Here is an 18,623-nt window from a genome sequence, read left to right on the forward strand (position 1 = left end):
CCCTGATGCCGCGTATGTTCATGGCCATGCGGCGCGAGCAATGCTGGCCGATTATCGAGATCATGGACCAGCTACCGTCGATTCCTCCGGAATGCCAGTGGGCGTTGTTTCTGCGCAATCACGACGAACTGACGCTGGAGATGGTCACCGATTCCGAGCGCGACTATCTTTGGAACACCTACGCGAGCGACCGGCGCGCGCGCCTGAATCTGGGCATTCGCCGGCGTCTTGCGCCACTCATGGAGCGCGACCGCCGCCGCATCGAGCTGATCAATTCGTTGCTGCTGTCCATGCCCGGCACGCCTGTGATCTATTACGGCGATGAACTGGGCATGGGCGACAACATCCACCTGGGCGACCGCGACGGCGTGCGCACGCCAATGCAGTGGTCGTCCGACCGCAATGGTGGATTCTCGCGCGCCGACCCCGAGCAACTGGTGTTGCCGCCGCTGATGGGCTCGCTCTACGGCTACGATGCGATCAACGTCGAGGCACAGACGCGCGACCCGCATTCGCTGCTCAACTGGACGCGCCGCATGCTGGCCACACGGCGCGCGAAACAGGCCTTCGGGCGCGGCACGATCCGCTTTTTACGGCCCGCCAATCGCAAGATTCTGGCGTATCTGCGCGAGATGCCGGGCGAGCCGTCGATCCTGTGCGTGGCGAATCTTTCGCGCGCGCCTCAGGCCGTCGAACTCGACCTGTCCGAATTCGCGGGCACCGCGCCCGTGGAAATGACCGCCGATTCCGTATTCCCGCCGATTGGTCAGTTACCCTATCTATTGACGTTTCCGCCTTACGGCTTTCTGTGGTTCCTGCTCTGCCCGGGCAGCCAGCGTCCATCGTGGAGTCAGCCGATTTCGGAACAACTGCCCGAATTCGTCACGGTCGTGATCCGCGAAGGCCAGACCGGCGCTACGCCGGAGAACGTGCGGCTGCTCGAATCCGAAGTATTGCCGTCATGGCTGTCGCGACGTCGCTGGTTCGCCTCGAAGGACAAACCGCTGCGCAGCGTGAAGCTGGCTGCCCTCACCACCATCCAGGGCGCAGGATTCGCCTTCACCGAAATCGAAGCGGAACTCGCTGACGGCACGAGCGAGCGCTACGTCCTGCCGATCGCTATCACCTGGGGCGCGGACACCACGACGCCGCTGCACATCCAGCTCGCGCTTTCGCGCGTGCGGCGCGGGCGCACCATCGGCTATCTCACGGACGCGTTCTCGCTGCCGTGGTTCGCCTATGGCGTGTTGCGCAAGCTGCACGAGCGCGCCGCCGTGCCCACCGTGCAAGGCAGCACGATCCGCTTCGAGCCGACCGACCGGCTGGACGAACTTGAACTGGGTGAGGAACCCGAAATACGCTGGCTGGCCGCCGAGCAAAGCAACAGCTCGCTCATCATCGCGGAAGCGCTGGTGCTGAAGCTGGTGCGCCGCCTGATGGCGGGCGTGCACCCCGAAGCGGAAATGAGCCGCTATCTGACCAGGCTCGGCTATGCGAACACCGCGCCGCTGTATGGCGAAGTCGTGCGCGTCGATCCAGAGGGCGTACCGCATACGCTCGCGATCCTGCAAGGCTTTATCGACAACCAGGGCGATGCGTGGGCGTGGGCGCTCGACTATCTGCGCCGCACCATCGACGAACTGGCGCTGGCTGCGGACGATGGCGAAAGCTCCGATCCGGCCCACGAAGAAGAAGTCATGAAAAACTACGCGGCGGTGATCGGCGCGATCGGCAAGCGCTTAGGCGAATTGCACGCCGTACTGGCATCGCCCACCGATGACCCCGCATTCGCCCCCGAGGCCGCCACGCAGGAAGACGTACGCCAGTGGGTCGCCGATACGAAGAAGATGCTGATCGAAGCGCTCGACATCGTCGCTCAGCATGTGGGCGACGACGTGCATACGCTCGATGACGACGCACGCGAACTCGCGCGCAGCCTGATCGATCGGCGCGATGCGCTTATCAAGGCGGTCGAAAATCTCGTGCCCGCCGACGCATCAGCAGCACGTATCCGCATTCATGGCGACTTCCATCTGGGCCAGGTGCTGCTCGCACAAGGCGACGCCTATCTGATCGATTTCGAAGGCGAACCGGCGCGCTCGCTCGACTATCGCCGTGCGAAGCAATGCTCGCTGCGCGACGTTGCGGGTCTGCTGCGCTCGCTGTCCTATGCAGGCGCGGCCGCGCAATCTAGCACTGAAAGCGCGCCGCAACAGATCGCCGACCGCAAGCGCACACTGTTCGAACGCTTCCGTGGCCACGCCGCCGAAACCTTCCTGAGCCAATATCGCGCGGCCGTCACCAATGCGCCTATTTCGCTCGTGAGCGCCTCGCACGAGCAGGCGCTGCTCGCGCTGTTCCTGATCGAAAAGGCCGCTTACGAGATCCGCTACGAGGCCGCCAACCGGCCTTCCTGGCTCGCCCTGCCGATCCGGGGCCTTGCCGCGCTCGCCAGCAGCGTGCTCGGCGTCACGCCGAATCAGGTTCACGGACACACTCATACGGGAGGGAGCGGACATGCCTGAGCGCGCCCCGGACGCCGGCTTGCAACATCACGACATCGACGCGCTGATTAACGCGCGCCATGCCGATCCGTTCTCCGTGCTCGGGCTGCACTGGGTCGACGGCGCGCCCTATGTGCGCGCGTGGCTGCCGAACGCCTCACGCGTGAGCGTGCTCGCGCGCGAACGCGACCAGACGCTCGCGGAACTCACGCAAGTGCATCCGGCGGGCCTGTTCGCTGGCCCGCTTGCCGAAGCGGTGCCCTATCGGCTGGAGATCGACTGGCATGGGGTGAAGCAGGAAATAGAGGATCCCTACACTTTTAGCCCGCAGCTTTCCGAGGACGCCTTGCGCCGTCTTGCCGATGGCGATCCCTATGCGGTACTCGAATGTCTGGGCGCGCGCCCTGTCGTATGCGAGGGCGTGCCCGGCGTGCGCTTTGCCGTTTGGGCACCGAATGCGCGGCGCGTGTCAGTGGTGGGCGACTTCAATGCATGGGACGGACGCCGCCATCCCATGCGCCTGCGTTTCGAGGCGGGCGTGTGGGAACTGTTCATTCCGCGCGTGGCGGCGGGCGCGCGTTACAAGTATGAGATCGTCGGTGCGAACGGCAACACGCTGCCGCTCAAATCCGACCCATGCGCGTTCCAGACCGAAGCGCCGCCCGCCACGGCGTCCATCGTCGCGCCCCTTGAAGCGCTCGACCATTTCGCGTGGCACGACCACGAATGGATACAAGGGCGCGCGCAGCGCCAGAACACGCGCGCGGCCATGTCGATTTACGAAGTGCACGCGCAGTCCTGGCTGCCCACGCAAGGCGCCGATGCACCCACGCCCGACTGGCGCGCGCTTGCCGAGCGTCTGATCCCGTACGCCCAGGGCATGGGCTTCACGCATATCGAACTGCTGCCCATCGCCGAGCATCCGTTCGGCGGATCGTGGGGTTATCAGCCGCTTTCGCAGTTCGCGCCGACGGCGCGACTAGGTTCCCCGCTCGACTTCGCCGCGTTCGTCGATCGCGCACACGAGGCGGGCCTTGGCGTGATCCTCGACTGGGTCCCCGCGCACTTCCCCAATGACGCGCACGGCCTGATCGAATTCGACGGCACTGCGCTGTACGAGCACGCAGACCCGCGCGAGGGCTATCACCCCGACTGGAACACGATGATTTACAACCTCGGCCGCAAAGAGGTGAGCGCGTTCCTGATCGCCTCCGGTCTGGCGTGGCTGATGCGTTATCACGTCGATGGCCTGCGTGTCGATGCGGTGGCCTCGATGCTCTATCGCGACTATTCGCGCGCGCAAGGCGAATGGGTGCCGAATATCTACGGCGGGCGCGAAAATCTCGAATCGATCGCCTTTCTCAAGCGCCTCAATCACGAGACGCAGTATGTGCCGCAGCGCCCCGGCGTCATTACCATCGCCGAGGAATCGACGGCATGGCCGGGCGTGACCGCGCGTCCCGAGGATGGCGGACTGGGATTCCAGTTCAAATGGAACATGGGCTGGATGCACGACACGCTGCATTTCATGCACGAAGATCCGGTGTACCGGCGTTATCACCATCACCTGATGACCTTCGCGATGGTCTATGCGTACTCCGAACGTTTCGTGCTACCGCTCTCCCATGACGAAGTCGTGCATGGCAAGGGGTCGCTGCTCGGCAAGATGCCGGGCGACCGCTGGCAGAAATTCGCCAACCTGCGCGCGTATTTCGGCTTTATGTGGGGGCATCCGGGCAAGAAGCTGATGTTCATGGGCGGCGAATTCGGGCAACTGGCCGAATTCGATCACGACGGCACGCCGCACTGGAATCTGCTCGACGACCCGCTGCATCGCGGCGTACAGACGCTCGTGCGCGATCTCAACCGGCTCTATGTCGAGGAGAGCGCGCTCTATGTGCTGGACACGGAGCCGGGCGGCTTCGAATGGCTCGTCGCCGACGACAGCGAAAACAGCGTACTCGCGTGGCGGCGCGTCGATGGCGCGGGCCGCGAGGTCGTGGTGGTCTGCAACTTCACGCCGGTGCCGCGTCACGGCTACCGCATCGGCATGCCGCAGCCGGGCCAGTGGGAAGAAGCGCTCAACACCGACGCGGAAGTCTACGGCGGCTCGAATACCGGCAATGGAGGGCTCGTTTCGACCGAGCCGGTGCAAAGCCACGGCAAGCCGCAATCGGCCGCACTGACGCTGCCGCCGCTGGGCACGTTGGTGCTGCGGCTACGGCGTTAATCGACAGGCAAAATGACTGGCAGGAGCGGCACTCATCAGGAATCCGATGCAATACAAGAAGCACGAGAAGGAGCATCGATATGGCTAACGGCATCCCCGAGCGCTTGCTGCCCGGTTCGCCGTATCCGCTGGGCGCGACGTGGGATGGGCTGGGCACGAACTTCGCGGTGTTTTCCGCACACGCGTGGCGTATTGAGTTGTGCCTGTTCGATCCCACCGGCCGCAAGGAGCGCACGCGCTACACCTTGCCCGAATGCACTGACGAAATCTGGCACGGCTATCTGCCGGGCGCGCATCCTGGCACCGTCTACGGCCTGCGCGCGCACGGGCCGTATCAGCCGCATCAGGGGCATCGTTTCAATCCGTACAAGCTGCTGCTCGATCCTTACGCGCGGCGGCTGGTCGGCCAGTTTCGCTGGTCGGATACGCTTTATGGCTATCGCGTGCATTCGAATCGCGCCGATCTATCGCTCGACCGGCGCGACTCCGCGCCCGCTATGCCCAAGGCCGTGGTCAGCCACGATACCTTCGACTGGTCGCACGATGTGCGCCCCAATACTCCATGGGGCAAAACCGTCATCTACAAAACGCATCTGCGCGGCATTTCGATGCTGCGTCACGATCTGCGCTCGCATACACGCGGCACCTTCGCCGCGCTGGGCGTCCCGCATTTCATCGAACATCTGCACAAGCTGGGCGTGACCGCCGTGGAACTGCTGCCCGTCCACGCGTTTTTGAACGAGCGCTTTTTAGTCGAGCGCGGGCTGCGCAACTACTGGGGTTACAACAGCGCGGCGTTTTTCGCGCCCGAACCGTCGTATCTCTCGGGCTACGATCCCGACGAAATGCGCATCGCCGTGCGCCAGTTGCACGCGGCGGGCATCGAGGTGATCCTCGACGTGGTCTACAACCACACCTGCGAAAGCGGCGAAATTGGCCCAACGGTCTCGTGGCGCGGTCTCGACAATGCCTGTTATTACCGCTGCGTGCCCGGCGACGAACGCCACCTGATCAACGACACCGGTTGCGGCAACACCGTCAATCTCTCGCATCCACGCGTGCTGCAGATGGTCGTCGATTCCCTGCGCTACTGGGTCACGTCGTATCGCATCGACGGCTTCCGTTTCGACCTGGGCGTGACGCTCGGGCGCGAGGCGCACGGCTTCGATCCCGCCAGCGGGTTTTTCGACGTGCTGCGCCAGGACCCGGTGCTGTCGCAGGTCAAGCTGATTTCCGAGCCGTGGGATGTGGGGCCAGGCGGCTATCAACTCGGCAATCATCCGCCGGGATTCGCCGAATGGAACGACCGTTTTCGCGACAGCGTGCGGCGCTACTGGCGCGGCGCGCCGGGCCAGCGCGCCGATCTGGCCGCGCGTCTCACGGGTTCCGCCGACCTGTTCGACAAACGCACACGCCGGCCGTGGGCCTCGCTCAATTTCGTGACCTCCCACGACGGCTTCACGCTTGCCGATCTGGTCTCCTACGAACGCAAGCACAACGAAGCAAATGGCGAAGACAACCGAGACGGCCACAACGAAAACTGGAGTGCGAACTGGGGCGTCGAAGGACCGACGGAGGACCCGGCAATTCTGGAAACGCGGGCGCGCGTCGCGCGCTCGATGCTGGCGACGCTGTTCATTGCGATCGGCACGCCGATGCTGCTGGCCGGCGACGAAACGATCCGCACGCAGCGCGGCAATAACAATGCCTACTGCCAGGACAACGAGATTTCCTGGCTCGACTGGTCGCTCGCCGCCACCCCCGAGGGCCAGGCCATGACTGCGTTCGTCGCGCGCGCGATTGCGCTGCGGCGGGATCATCCCTTGCTGCGCGAGACGCACTTTCTGTTCGGCGACCGCGAGGTGTTGCCGGGCATGCACGACATCGACTGGTTCGACGAATACGGCGAACGCCTCTCGCCCGAGGCGTGGCAGGACCCCGAGGCGCGCGTGCTCGCGGTACGGCGCGCGGGAGCGGGCCTCGATGGCGAAATCGAAGTATTGTTGATGATGCTGAATGCCTCCGCACATGACGTGACATTCACGGCGCCCGCGCCGCGCCTGGCGTGGTCCGTGCTGCTCGACAGCGCGAAGCCCGATGCGCCGCCGCAGGCCTTGCACGACGTGAGTTTCGAGGTTGCCGCTCATGCGCTGGTGGTGCTTTGCGCGCGGCCTTCGCGATACGCGGAACACGATGCCGAAGCAAGCGCCGAAAGCGCCCGGCACGGGCCGCCGCCGCCCGATCCACGTCACCCCGCCGCCGCGCCGAACGCTGACGCCGATGAAAAAGCAGACGAAAGCGCTGCCGGATAGCTACAGGAACCGCCCATGGCCTTGCATCCCGACGATCCCCATCATTCGCACAAGCCTCACGAACCGCACGTTCGCCATTACATGCACTGCCTGCCGTTCGGCGCGCAATTGACGGGCGCGGCGCTCGCGCAGCCGCACACGCGCTTTCGCTTCTGGGCGCCATCGTGCACCGCCGTACAGGTCGTATTCGAAAGCGCAGACGGGCAAGCGGCGCCCGCGCCGCTCGACATGACGCCTTCGCATAACGGCTGGTTCGAGGCGCAGGCGCCATGCGGCGCGGGCACGCTCTACCGCTACCGCATCGACGGTGGCCAACTCGTGCCCGACCCCGCTTCGCGCTTCCAGCCGCAAGGCGTACATGGCCCGAGCGAAGTGCTCGACGCGCGCGCTTACGCCTGGCAGCACACGCATTGGCGCGGCCGGCCGTGGGAAGAAACGGTGCTCTACGAATTGCATGTGGGCGCGCTGGGCGGCTATCGCGGCGTGATGAAGCGTCTGCCCGCGCTGGCCGATATCGGCATCACGGCCATTGAATTGATGCCGCTGAACGACTATCCTGGCGAGCGCGGCTGGGGTTACGACGTGGTCTTGCCCTACGCGCCGCACGCAGCCTATGGCACGCCCGAAGAACTCAAGGAACTCATCGACACCGCGCATGGGCTGGGTTTGCAGGTATTTCTCGACGTGGTCTACAACCATTTCGGCCCGGACGGCAACTGGCTCGGCCAGTATGCGAAGCCGTTCTTCAAGGCGGGAACGCACACGCCCTGGGGCGAAGCACTCGATTTCGAGCGCCCCGAAGTACGCGACTTCTACAGCGACAACGCGCTTTACTGGCTCAGCGAATATCGTTTCGACGGCCTGCGCCTCGACGCCGTGCATGCGATCGACAATCCCGAGTGGCTGCGCGAACTCGCCGACCACGTGCAGGCACGCGTGGAGCCGGGTCGCCATGTGCATCTCGTACTGGAAAATGAGCATAACGAAGCGAATCTTCTGGAAACACATTTCAACGCGCAATGGAACGACGACGTCCATCACGCACTGCACGTCATGCTCACCGGCGAATCCGAGGGCTACTATCGCGGCTTCATCGATCATCCAATCCAGAAACTCGCGCGCGCACTGAGCGAAGGGTTTATTTACCAGGGCGATCCATCGCCCGTCCATGACGGCAAACCGCGCGGCGAGCCAAGCGGGCATCTGCCGCCCACCTCGTTCGTGATGTTCCTGCAGAACCACGACCAGATCGGCAACCGCGCGTTCGGCGACCGCCTGCGCACGCTCGCCGACGACGATGCGCTGCGCGCGGCCACGGCGCTTCTGCTGCTGTCGCCGCAAATTCCGCTGTTGTTTATGGAAGAGGAATACGGCTCAACGCAGCCGTTCCAGTTTTTTACCGCCTTCGAAGGCGATCTCGCCGATGCGGTGCGCGAGGGACGCCGCCGCGAATTCAAGGCCTTCGCCGCGTTCAACGACGAAAAGCAGCGCGCGCAGATCCCTGATCCGAACGACGTGCAGACGTTCATCAATTCGTCGCCGCCCGCCGATGCGCCGCTCGACGACGAACGGCGCGACTGGATGCACTTCTACAAATCCGCGCTGGTGGTGCGCGCGCGTCTGCTGATGCCGCGCCTGCACCATGCACGCGCGCTCGGCGCGCAAGTGCTCGCCGACGACGAAGGTAACGGCGCGCGCGCATTGATCGCGCGCTGGCGTCTGGACGATGGGCAGACGTGGACGATCGCGCTCAATCTTGGCCATGACGGCGTGCGGCTTGAAACGCAGCCCGAAGGCATGGTGGTATTCGAAACGCCGCCGCGCGCACGCGACCGTACAGCTAACGGCGTGCTGCCAGAAAGCGCCTGCGTGGTCTGGCTCACCGGCAACGTGCCCGAGTACGCGCAGCATCACGACGCGCGCCAGGTACGGCGCGAGGAGCCGCTCGCATGAAAGACCACAACAGCAGCGCAGGCAGCGCGCGGCGCAGCGAAGCACTTGCGGATCTCGCACAGCGCGCGGGCTTCGAAGTCGAATGGCTGGACGCGCACGGCATCGTGCAACGCGTGCCGGACAGCACGCTCGAAGCGCTGCTCGAATGCATGGGCCTGCCCTGCGCGAACGCCACGCAGATGCGCCACAGCGCGTCCATGCTCAATGCGGAACAATCGTCGCGCCGCCTGCCGCCGCTCATCACCGCCGAATACGAGAGCGCGATCGAGTTGCCCGCATCGGTTGTGCGCACCGGCAGCCACTATCGCGTAGATCTAGAGAACGGCAAGCATATCGAAGGCCGCTTCACGTCGCCCAAGGGCGCGCCCGCGCTGCTCGCACCGCTCTCCGAGCCGGGTTATCACACGCTCAGCGTCAACGACCATCGCCTGAAAATTGCGGTTGCGCCGCCGCGTTGCCACAATGTCGCCGATGCATGGCGCGCCCGCCACGGCAGCGACAGCAAAAACGTGCCGCCGCTTTGGGGTGTCGCCGCGCAATTATATGGACTCCGACGCAATGGCGATGGTGGCATCGGCGACTACAGCGCCCTGGAGACGCTCGCCACGCATAGCGCACGACACGGCGCGCAGGCCCTCGCGGTCAGCCCTACCCATGCGATGTTCTGCGCCGATCCGGGGCACTTCAGCCCCTACTCGCCCTCCTCGCGGCTCTGGCTCAACGTCACGCATATCGATCCTGCCGCCGTGTTCGGCGAGCAGGCCGCGCGCGACGCCATCATCGCGGCGCAGGCAGGCGACGCCTGGCGCGAACTCGAAGCGCTACCGCTGATCGACTGGCAACGCGCCGTGCCGCTCAAGCTCAAGGTGCTGCGCGTGCTGTTCGAGCGCTTCGATACGACCGAGCGCGCGAGCGGCTCGCCGCGCGCGGCCGCGTTCGAGGCCTTCTGCGCGCGCGGCGGCGAAGCGCTCGAAGATCACGCGCGTTTCGAGGCGCTTCAGGAAGCGATGCTCAGCGGCGGCGCAGAAGCGAGCGGCGGCATGCGCCATTGGCGCGACTGGCCGGAAGCGCTGCGCGATCCGCGCAATCCCGCGGTCGCTACATTCGCCACCGAGCATCGCCGCGAAGTGGACTTTTACCGCTTCCTGCAGTGGCTCGCCGCCGAAGGGCTGACCCAGGCACAGCGCGCCGCGCGCGACGCGGGCATGTCGATCGGTCTGGTCGCCGACCTCGCCGTGGGCTGCGACGGCGCGGGCTCGCATGCGTGGTCGCTGCCCAACGACATGCTGCAGCGCGTCTCGGTAGGCGCGCCGCCCGACATCTTCAATCAGGCCGGGCAAAGCTGGGGCCTCACGACGTTCTCGCCGCGCGCGATGCACAACAACGGTTTTCGCGCCTTTATCGACATGCTGCGCGCGGCGTTCGCGCACGCGGGCGGCGTGCGCATCGACCACATCCTCGGGCTGCGGCGGCTATGGCTCGTGCCCGAGGGCGAAAGCGCGAAACATGGCGCGTATCTGCGCTATCCGTTCGACGATCTGGTGCGCCTGATCGCGCTCGAATCGTGGCGTCATCAGGCGATCGTGATCGGGGAGGATCTGGGCACCGTGCCGCCGGGCCTGCGCGAGCGTCTGGCGGCGCACGGGCTTTACGGCATCCGCGTACTCTGGTTCGAGCGCGAAGGCGATGGCTTTCTGCCACCCGCGCGTTACGACGCGCACGGCGTCGCCACCACCACCACGCACGATCTGCCCACGGTGGCGGGCTGGTGGCGCGGCGCCGATATCGACTGGCGCAACCGCATCGGTCAGACCCTGCCGCGCGCGGACGGGCGCGATCCCGTCGCGCTCGAACATGCGCAGCGCGAGCACGACCGCGCCGCGCTCTGGCGCGCGCTCCAGCAGACCGGCTTCGCCGCGCCCGAAGCCGCCATTGCGGCCCCCGACGATCCGCCCGTGAACGGCGCGCTCGGCTACGTGGCGGCAAGCGTCAGCCCGCTCGTGACCTGTCCGCTCGAAGACCTGCTGGGGCTTGCCGATCAACCGAATCTGCCGGGCTCGATCGACGAGCATCCTAACTGGCGCCAGCGCCTGCCGCTGCCCGTCGACGCCCTGTACGCCGATCCCGCCTTCGCCGCGCGCGTGGAGACGATCGTGCGCGCGCGCGAAGCTGCGGGAACGGCGCATGCAACACATAGCGCGAGCCATAGCCCGAGCGCCGCCCCCGCCGCGCCTCCCGTTCCGCCGACGCCATGACACTTCCCCGCGCCACGCTGCGCCTGCAGCTGCATCACGAGTTCACGTTCGACGACGCGCTCGCGCAACTCGACTATTTCGCCGCGCTTGGCGTGAGCCATTTGTATCTTTCGCCGATTACGACCGCGCAGCCGGGTTCGATGCACGGCTACGACACGGTCGATTACGGCACGGTGAGCGCGGAACTGGGCGGCGAAGGCGCGTTGCGGCGGCTCGCGGATGCGGCACACGCGCGCGGCATGGGTCTCATCGTCGATATGGTGCCGAACCACATGGGCGCGGGCGGATCGCATAACGCCTGGTGGCTCGATATTCTCGAATGGGGGCGGCATAGCGCGTTCGCGCGCCACTTCGACGTGGACTGGCACTCGCCCGATCCCGCCCTGCGCGGCAAGGTGCTGATGCCTTTTCTGGGCGCGCAATACGGCGAAGAACTGGCGGCAGGCCGCATCGAACTGAAATTCGATGCAGCCAAGGCGCGCTTTTTCGCGCAATACGGACCGCATGTGTGCCCGATCTGCCCCACCGAATACGCGGCGCTTCTGCAAGCATCCAATCGCGCCGATCTGGCTGCGCTTGCGGCGTCGTTCCAGGGTCTCAGCACCCAGCCCGACGATCAGGTGCGCGCCGCCGCCGCGCGCGAGACCTTGCACGAATGGGTCGAACGCGAAGGCAGGGATGGCATCGACTTTATTATGGAATCCTATAAAAGTGCCGATCCAGCGGCGCGCGACCGCCTGCATCGGCTGCTGGAGCGGCAGCATTTTCGCCTCGCGTGGTGGCGCACGGCCACGGACGAAGTCAACTGGCGGCGTTTCTTCGACGTCAGTTCTCTCGCGGGCGTGCGCGTGGAGCGGCACGATGTGTTCGAGGCCGTGCACAAACTGATCTTCCGGCTCTATGCCGATGGGGTGATCGACGGTCTGCGCATCGATCATATCGACGGTCTCGCCGATCCGCGCGAATACTGCGAGCGCCTGCGCCAGCGGCTCGCCTCGTTGCGCGCGGGCGCGCCTTATATCGTGGTCGAAAAGATTCTCGCGCGCGGCGAGGCGCTGCGCGACGACTGGCCGGTACAGGGCACGACCGGTTATGACTTCATGAACGATGTGGGCGCGCTGCTGCACGATCGTGCGGGTGTCGCGCCGCTGGCCGAGACCTGGGCCGCGATTTCCGGCGACGATGCCTCGTTTGCGCAGGTGTCGCTCGACGCGCGCCGCGAGATATTGACTGCATCGCTTGCGGCAGAACTCGATCACGCGGCGCGCGCGCTGCACCGGATCGCGCGCGAACAGCCGGGCACACGCGACTTTACTTTCGCGACCGTGCACCGCGTCGTAGCGCAACTGGCGATGCACTTTCCGGTTTATCGGATCTATCCCAGCAACGGCTTGCGCAGCGCGACCGATAATCGTTATTTCGACGTTGCACTCGCCGCCGCGCGTATGACACTGCCGCGCGCGAATCTCGGTGCGCTCGATCAGGTCGATGCGTGGCTTGGCGCGCGTGCGCCCGATGCGACTAATGGCGGCGATGTAAAAACGGCGCGCGCGAGCAATGCATCCACCAGCGCCAAAGCGGGCAAGCACAGCGGACCGAATCCGCAAGCCGTGCCTTTGAGCCACGCATTGATCGCGCAACGCACGGCGCTCGCGCTGTTCTCGCAGTTGACCGCGCCGCTCGCGGCCAAGGCGACCGAGGACACTGCGCTCTATCGCTATGGACGCCTGCTGTCGCGCAACGACGTGGGCACCGATCCCGACGATTTTTCGCTCGACGTCGCGGCTTTTCACGCCGCCAACGCGCAGCGCCAGCGCCGCACGCCTTACGCGCTGCTCGCCACCGCCACGCACGATCACAAGCGTGGGGAAGACGTGCGCGCGCGCCTGGCCGTGCTGAGCGAAATCGCGTCCGAGTGGAGCGCCACGCTGCGTGCCTGGTCCACGCTCAACCAGCCGCAGCGGCGCAATGGCAACGCCAACGAAGCGGCGCAATGGTCGCCCGGTCCTACCGTCGAAGCGATGCTCTACCAGACGCTGGTGGGCTGCTGGCCGCCCGATCTCGACCCCGCCGACGAAGCCGGTGTGCATGCGCTGGCCGAGCGTGTCGCGCAGTGGCAACTGAAGGCGCTGCGCGAAGCGAAGCAGCGCACCAGCTGGATTGCGCCCGACGAAAACTATGAATCGGAGTGCCAGGCATTTTTGTTCGACATTCTTTCGCCGCAGCGGCGCGAAGGCTTTCTGCACGAGTTGACGACGTTCGTCGCGCGCGTCGCGCCCGCTGGCGCGTTGAATACACTGTTGCAAACTGTGTTGCGCCTGACCTCGCCGGGTGTGCCCGATCTCTATCAGGGCACGGAGCTATGGGACTTCAGTCTGGTCGATCCCGACAACCGGCGGCCCGTGGATTATGTGCAGCGCGCGGCGGCGCTCAATGACACCACACCCGCCGCCAAACTCGCAAACTGGCGCGACGCCCACGTGAAGCAGGCCGTGATTCACCGGCTGCTCGCGCTGCGCGAGCGCGCGCCGGGCCTGCTGCGTGAAGGGGAATATTGGCCGCTGGAAGTGCGCGGCGCTTTGGCCGCGCATGGGATCGCGTTTGCGCGACGCCACGGCGATCATTGGGCCATCATCGTCGGCACGCGTCACGCGGCGGCGCTGCTCGATGGCGATGTGCCGTGCGTCGCGGCGCAACGCTGGGACGACACCGCCATTGCGCTGCCCAAGGGCTGCCCGGCGTCGGCGCTGCACGACTGGCTCGCCGATGTGGACCACACCGCCAGCAAGGATACCGTTCAGGGCGATCAGGCCAACTGGCTCCATCTGCGCGATGTGCTCGCGGCGCTGCCGGTCGCGGTGCTCACCAACGTCACGCGAGGCGGAGCTTAACCGCCCTCGTCTTCCAGATCCTTCGGGTAGATACGCACGAGCACGATGCGCGGCCCCTTCATCTTCTTCACGACGATATCGAAGCGATCGAACGACACGCGCTGCCCTTCGGTCGGCAGATCGTTGAGCGCGTGAATCACGAGGCCGCCCACCGATTCGGCCTGTCCTTCGTCGATGTCGATACCGAGCGCCTGCTCCAGCGACACCACCGGCAGGCTACCCCGGCCCATCAGCGTGCCGTCGTCCATGCGGGTCCAGTCGGTATCGGCCTGATGGAATTCGTCGTGGATCTGACCGACCAGCGCGCCCAGCAGATTGTCGAGCGTGAGAAAGCCGCTTGGCCGCATACCCTTGCGCCCGACCAGCGCGAAGTGCGGCGCGCCCTTGCGAAAGCGCCGGAACAGCGCGAGCGCGGGCGTCTCGGGCTTCACGTACTGCACCGGCCGCACGAATTTGCCGAGATCGTCGAGCGTGTGGCCGGCTTCGCGCGCGAGCAGCAGATCTTTCAGGTGAATCAGGCCCGCGACGTGTTCGCCCGACGCGTCCTCGAACAGCGGATAACGGCTGAAGCGATGACGCGCGACGATCTGCATGTTCTCGCGCAGCGAGAGGTCGCGGCGCAGCCCCACCATCTCGTGCGCCGGACGCATGAGGTCGGAGACGGTCAGGCGCGAGAAGTCGAGCGAATGGGCCAGCGTGTTCCATTCGTCAACGCTCAATGCGCTCGCGCTGCCGGCCGCTGCGTTCATCTGGCCGGCCGCGGCCTCGCGCGCGGGACGGCGGCGCGCGGCGCGGCCATGCGCGCCTTCGTGCGCGCCGGTATCGGCATGCGAGTGCAGTGCGGCCTGGGCTTCGGCTTCCGCGGCGGCGCGGCGGCTACGCAGGATCAGCTTGAGTTCTTCGGTCGAGTAGTGCGCCTCGCTGCCGTGATCGGCGGACAAACCCGCCAGACGCAGCACCGCGTTGGCGCTTGAATTGAGCGCCCAGATCGCCGGATACATGGTCCAGTAGAAACCGTAGAGCGGCGTAGCCGCCCACAGCGAGATCTTTTCGGCCTCGCGGATCGCCAGCGACTTGGGCGCCAGTTCGCCCACCACGATATGCAGGAACGAGATCGCCGTGAAGGCGAACACCAGCGAAATCGCGTGGATCAGTTCCGGCGAATGCACGCCGACCCAATCGAACACCGGCTCAAGCAGTTGCGCGAAAGCCGGCTCGCCGATCCAGCCAAGGCCGAGCGATGCGAGCGTGATGCCAAGCTGGCAAGCGGAAAGATAGGCGTCGAGCTGGCCGTGAACCTTGGCGAGCAGGCGCCCGCGCAGGCCGTGCTCCGCCGCGAGACTTTGCACGCGTGTCGCGCGCAGCTTGACGAGACCGAACTCCGCCGCGACGAAAAAACCGTTGAGGGCAACGAGGAACAGCGCGCCGATCAGGGCGATGAGCTGAGTCAAGACCTGGAACTCCGAATTGCGAAGCGCTCAGTATAAGGGGTGAAAGAACCCCGTAAGGCATCGACGGCCCGCGAAGGCGGGCCAGTCGCTCAAGGTCTTGCTGGGTGCAAACGACTCCGGCGCGGGTCGATGAGTTGATGTGGCGGCGTCAGGCGGCGCCCGCCGGCACGCTCAAAGTGAACAGCGCGGCCTCGCCTTGCGCGAGCGGTTGAGCCTCGAAGCGGCCGCCGTGGGCTTCGGCGACGCGCTGGCACAGCGACAGCACCCACGGGAAACGCCCCGCTTCCTGCGGCTCGCGGGCCTGCGTGCGGGCGAAGGGTTCGAGTACGTGCGGCTCGGTGTCGTCGGTCAGCGAGTCGAGGCTTGCTTGCCAGCGCAGCTCGAATTGCGCTGCGGCGGACGTTGCGCTCACGGCAAGCGTCACCGTGCTGCCGCGCGCGCCGGTTTCGGCGGCGAAGGCCAGCAGCAGCCAGAGCGCCTGGGCGACGCGCTCGCGTCCGGCTTCGAGCGTGACACCCGTGGGCACGCCCTCCACGGCGAAGCTCACGCCACGCGCATCGGCAAGCGCGGCGCGTGCGTCCGCCACGGTGTCGTCGATCAGCGCGTCCAGTTCGAACGGCGCGCGTTCGATCTGCAACTTGCGGGTTTCGGCGCGCGTGGTATCGACGAGTGTTTCGAGCAGATGGACCTGTTGCTCCACGCCCGTACGAATGCCGCCGAGCGCGCGCTGTGCGGCGGCATCGGCGTTATCGATCTTGCGGTCGAGGACGTAGGCCCAGCTATGAATTGCATTCAGGGGGCTGCGCAAATCGTGCGATACGCGCGAGAGCACGTAATCACGCATGAAGAGCGCGGCTTCGGCACACAGACGTGCCGTTCGTTCGCTACGGGTAGTGGTGGTCGACGCCATCGATTTCCTCTTTTCTCACCCACTTGCTGCGGGCTGGCCCGTTCGGCCGGTCCATCTGGGCTGGGCCAAGGCCCCATTATAGGCAGGGGCGCGAAGCCACGGTGGCGCCGCGCACCCGCGCTTTATCGAGCGCGCATGCGCTGTGCCCGACGCGTAACGCGGCGCGTGTGTCCTCTGCCGCGCCAGGTGAGCCTCTACGCCCTGCAAAGCGCCTACAATAGCGCTTTTATCCAATCCGATTCAGGAGTGTTCCATGTCTATCGTGACCACCGCATCCGGCCTCAAGTATGAAGACCTGACCGAAGGCACCGGCGATGAAGCCAAAGCCGGCCAGACGGTCAGCGTGCACTACACCGGCTGGCTGACGGACGGCCAGAAGTTCGATTCGAGCAAGGACCGCAATGACCCGTTCGCCTTCGTGCTGGGCGGCGGCATGGTCATCAAGGGCTGGGACGAAGGCGTCCAGGGCATGAAGGTGGGCGGCGTGCGCAAGCTCACGATTCCGCCGCAACTCGGCTATGGCGTGCGCGGCGCGGGCGGCGTGATTCCGCCGAACGCCACGCTCGTGTTCGAAGTGGAACTGCTCGGCGTCTGAATGCGAGGGCGGTCCTTTTGATCGCCTGACGCTACACGTCTGCGCGCCCCGCCGTTCGACATGAATCCGCATCACCACGCCCCCGTCGTCGCGCCCGGCGTCGAGTTACGCCGCTACGGCGCAATCGAGGCCACCGATCTGCATGACTTTCATCAGATCGTGCTCGGGCTCGACGGGTCGATGGAGATGTCGGTGAACGGCGTGGGCGAGCGCATCGACGACTGCTCCGCCTGGCTTATTCCAGCGGGCGCGCAGCATGATTATGTGGGTATCGGCGAGAACTGCCAGCTTGTGCTGGATCTGCCCGCGGCCTCGCTCGCGGTGCCCGAACGGCTGTTCAATTCGGCGCGCGCCGTGCGTATCGATCCGGCGCTCACCGCGCTCGTGCGCCAGATTGCGCAGCGCGCCAGCCTGGCCCAGCAGGACGCCGATACCGGCCTGCGTGCGCGGCGCTTCCATTGGGATGCTTCGGCACGCCTGTGCGCGGCCGTTATCGCGCAAACCGGCATTGCCGGCGACACGAATTTTGCCGCAGCCGCCGGACTCGATTTCGCGCGCATCGACCGCTGGCTGCGCGCGCATCTTGCGGAACCGCTGCGTATCGCCGATCTGGCCGCGCATTGCGGCTTTGGCATGCGGCGCTTTCATCAGCTCTTTATCGAAGCGTTCGGCGAGACGCCGCATCGCTATTTGCAGCGTCTGCGCCTCGACACCTCGCTCGCGCTGCTCGCAGACCCGCGCCGCTCGCTCACGCAGATCGCGCTAGAAGTGGGCTTTGGCGACCAGAGCGCTTACACGCACGCGTTCACGCGGCGCTTTGGACTCGCGCCCGGACAGTGGCGCGCCCTGCCCGCGCATTGAGCGCGCGGTAAGCATCCCTCGCTCCGAAAACGCCTTATTCGAAGCGATATTCCCACTGCGCCTGCGCGCCCACGGCGAGGCGCTTGCCCGCACCGCTCACGACAATCGCGTTCTGCCCGAAGGTCAGGCCGCCGTCTACACGCGCATCGACACGAAACGTCTGCAAGGTATCGAGCGGCTCCGTCGGCCATTGCGCGTCGTGTGCGCCGGTCTGTTGATCGATGGTCGTGATCGGACAGCGCGCGCACGGCTTCACGAAGCGCAGCACCACGTCCTCGTGACCCGCATCGGCTTCGATCGACAGCGTGTCGATAAAGTCCTCCTCGAATGCCTCGCCCGCATCGCCCACCACGATATTCGGACGAAAGCGGCTCATCGGCACTGGCGAGGCGCCCTTCGCCGCCAGACGCTCGTTGAGTTCCGCCAGCGACGCTTCGCTCGTGACGAGAATCGGAAAACCGTCGGCGAATTGCGTGGGCGCGTCATTCTCCAGAGTCCACTTCTTGCTCGCCAGGCGCGTGACGTCCTGCGCAAAACGCACCAGACGCACCGGCACGCCAAGCGCGCTCGTGAACCACTGCGCGGCTTCGTCGCCTTCGTCGAGCGCATCGAAGGTGTCCTTCCAGACCGTCGCGCTCATGCGCGCTTCGTTGCCGCGTGG

General features: G+C 65.8%; 11 protein-coding genes. 8 read left to right on the forward strand and 3 right to left on the reverse strand.

What is annotated here, in order from left to right; genetic code table 11:
* From VG320_RS16920 to treY, 6 genes are all read left to right on the forward strand, one after another.
* On the forward strand, positions 1-2,525 hold a 2,525-nt coding region (locus VG320_RS16920), incomplete at its 5' end, for a putative maltokinase (RefSeq protein WP_327201239.1).
* A complete protein-coding gene (gene glgB / locus VG320_RS16925) occupies positions 2,518-4,734 on the forward strand; it encodes a 1,4-alpha-glucan branching protein GlgB (protein ID WP_327201240.1) in 2,217 nt (738 codons plus the stop codon). The genes VG320_RS16920 and glgB, both read left to right, overlap by 8 nt.
* Before the next feature lie 80 nt (positions 4,735-4,814).
* Positions 4,815-7,046, forward strand: coding sequence for a glycogen debranching protein GlgX (gene glgX, locus VG320_RS16930; protein WP_327201241.1), 2,232 nt, complete (start codon positions 4,815-4,817; stop codon positions 7,044-7,046).
* A gap of 15 nt (positions 7,047-7,061) precedes the next feature.
* A complete protein-coding gene (gene treZ / locus VG320_RS16935) occupies positions 7,062-8,999 on the forward strand; it encodes a malto-oligosyltrehalose trehalohydrolase (RefSeq protein WP_327201242.1) in 1,938 nt (645 codons plus the stop codon).
* Entirely contained in the window at positions 8,996-11,254 is a 2,259-nt protein-coding gene (gene malQ, locus VG320_RS16940) for a 4-alpha-glucanotransferase (protein WP_327201243.1), read from the forward strand. Before treZ ends, malQ begins: the two co-directional genes overlap by 4 nt.
* Positions 11,251-14,145 carry a malto-oligosyltrehalose synthase gene (treY, locus tag VG320_RS16945; protein WP_327201244.1) on the forward strand — a complete coding sequence of 965 codons (2,895 nt, stop codon included), beginning with the start codon at positions 11,251-11,253 and terminating at the stop codon, positions 14,143-14,145. The genes malQ and treY overlap by 4 nt, the downstream gene beginning before the upstream one ends.
* On the opposite strand, the gene VG320_RS16950 is transcribed toward treY, so the two are convergent.
* The gene (locus VG320_RS16950) at positions 14,142-15,596 is read right to left on the reverse strand and encodes a hemolysin family protein (protein WP_327201245.1); all 1,455 of its coding nucleotides are present in this window, start codon (positions 15,594-15,596) and stop codon (positions 14,142-14,144) included. The two genes, treY and VG320_RS16950, sit on opposite strands and share 4 nt — an antisense overlap.
* Before the next feature lie 148 nt (positions 15,597-15,744).
* Positions 15,745-16,506 carry a sensor histidine kinase gene (locus VG320_RS16955; protein ID WP_327201246.1) on the reverse strand — a complete coding sequence of 254 codons (762 nt, stop codon included), beginning with the start codon at positions 16,504-16,506 and terminating at the stop codon, positions 15,745-15,747.
* 253 nt (positions 16,507-16,759) lie between these two features.
* Here VG320_RS16955 and VG320_RS16960 point away from each other — a divergent pair, with 253 nt between their 5' ends.
* On the forward strand, positions 16,760-17,101 hold the full coding sequence (locus tag VG320_RS16960) for an FKBP-type peptidyl-prolyl cis-trans isomerase (RefSeq protein WP_327201247.1): 342 nt from the start codon (positions 16,760-16,762) through the stop codon (positions 17,099-17,101).
* A gap of 60 nt (positions 17,102-17,161) precedes the next feature.
* Positions 17,162-17,962 carry an AraC family transcriptional regulator gene (locus VG320_RS16965; protein WP_327201248.1) on the forward strand — a complete coding sequence of 267 codons (801 nt, stop codon included), beginning with the start codon at positions 17,162-17,164 and terminating at the stop codon, positions 17,960-17,962.
* A gap of 34 nt (positions 17,963-17,996) precedes the next feature.
* Here the strand turns inward: VG320_RS16965 and VG320_RS16970 are convergent.
* Positions 17,997-18,623 (reverse strand): MOSC domain-containing protein (locus VG320_RS16970; RefSeq protein WP_327201249.1); only part of this gene is annotated, 627 nt, incomplete at its 5' end.

Origin of the sequence: Paraburkholderia sp., from assembly GCF_035948235.1 — a bacterium.
Taxonomy (GTDB): domain Bacteria; phylum Pseudomonadota; class Gammaproteobacteria; order Burkholderiales; family Burkholderiaceae; genus Paraburkholderia.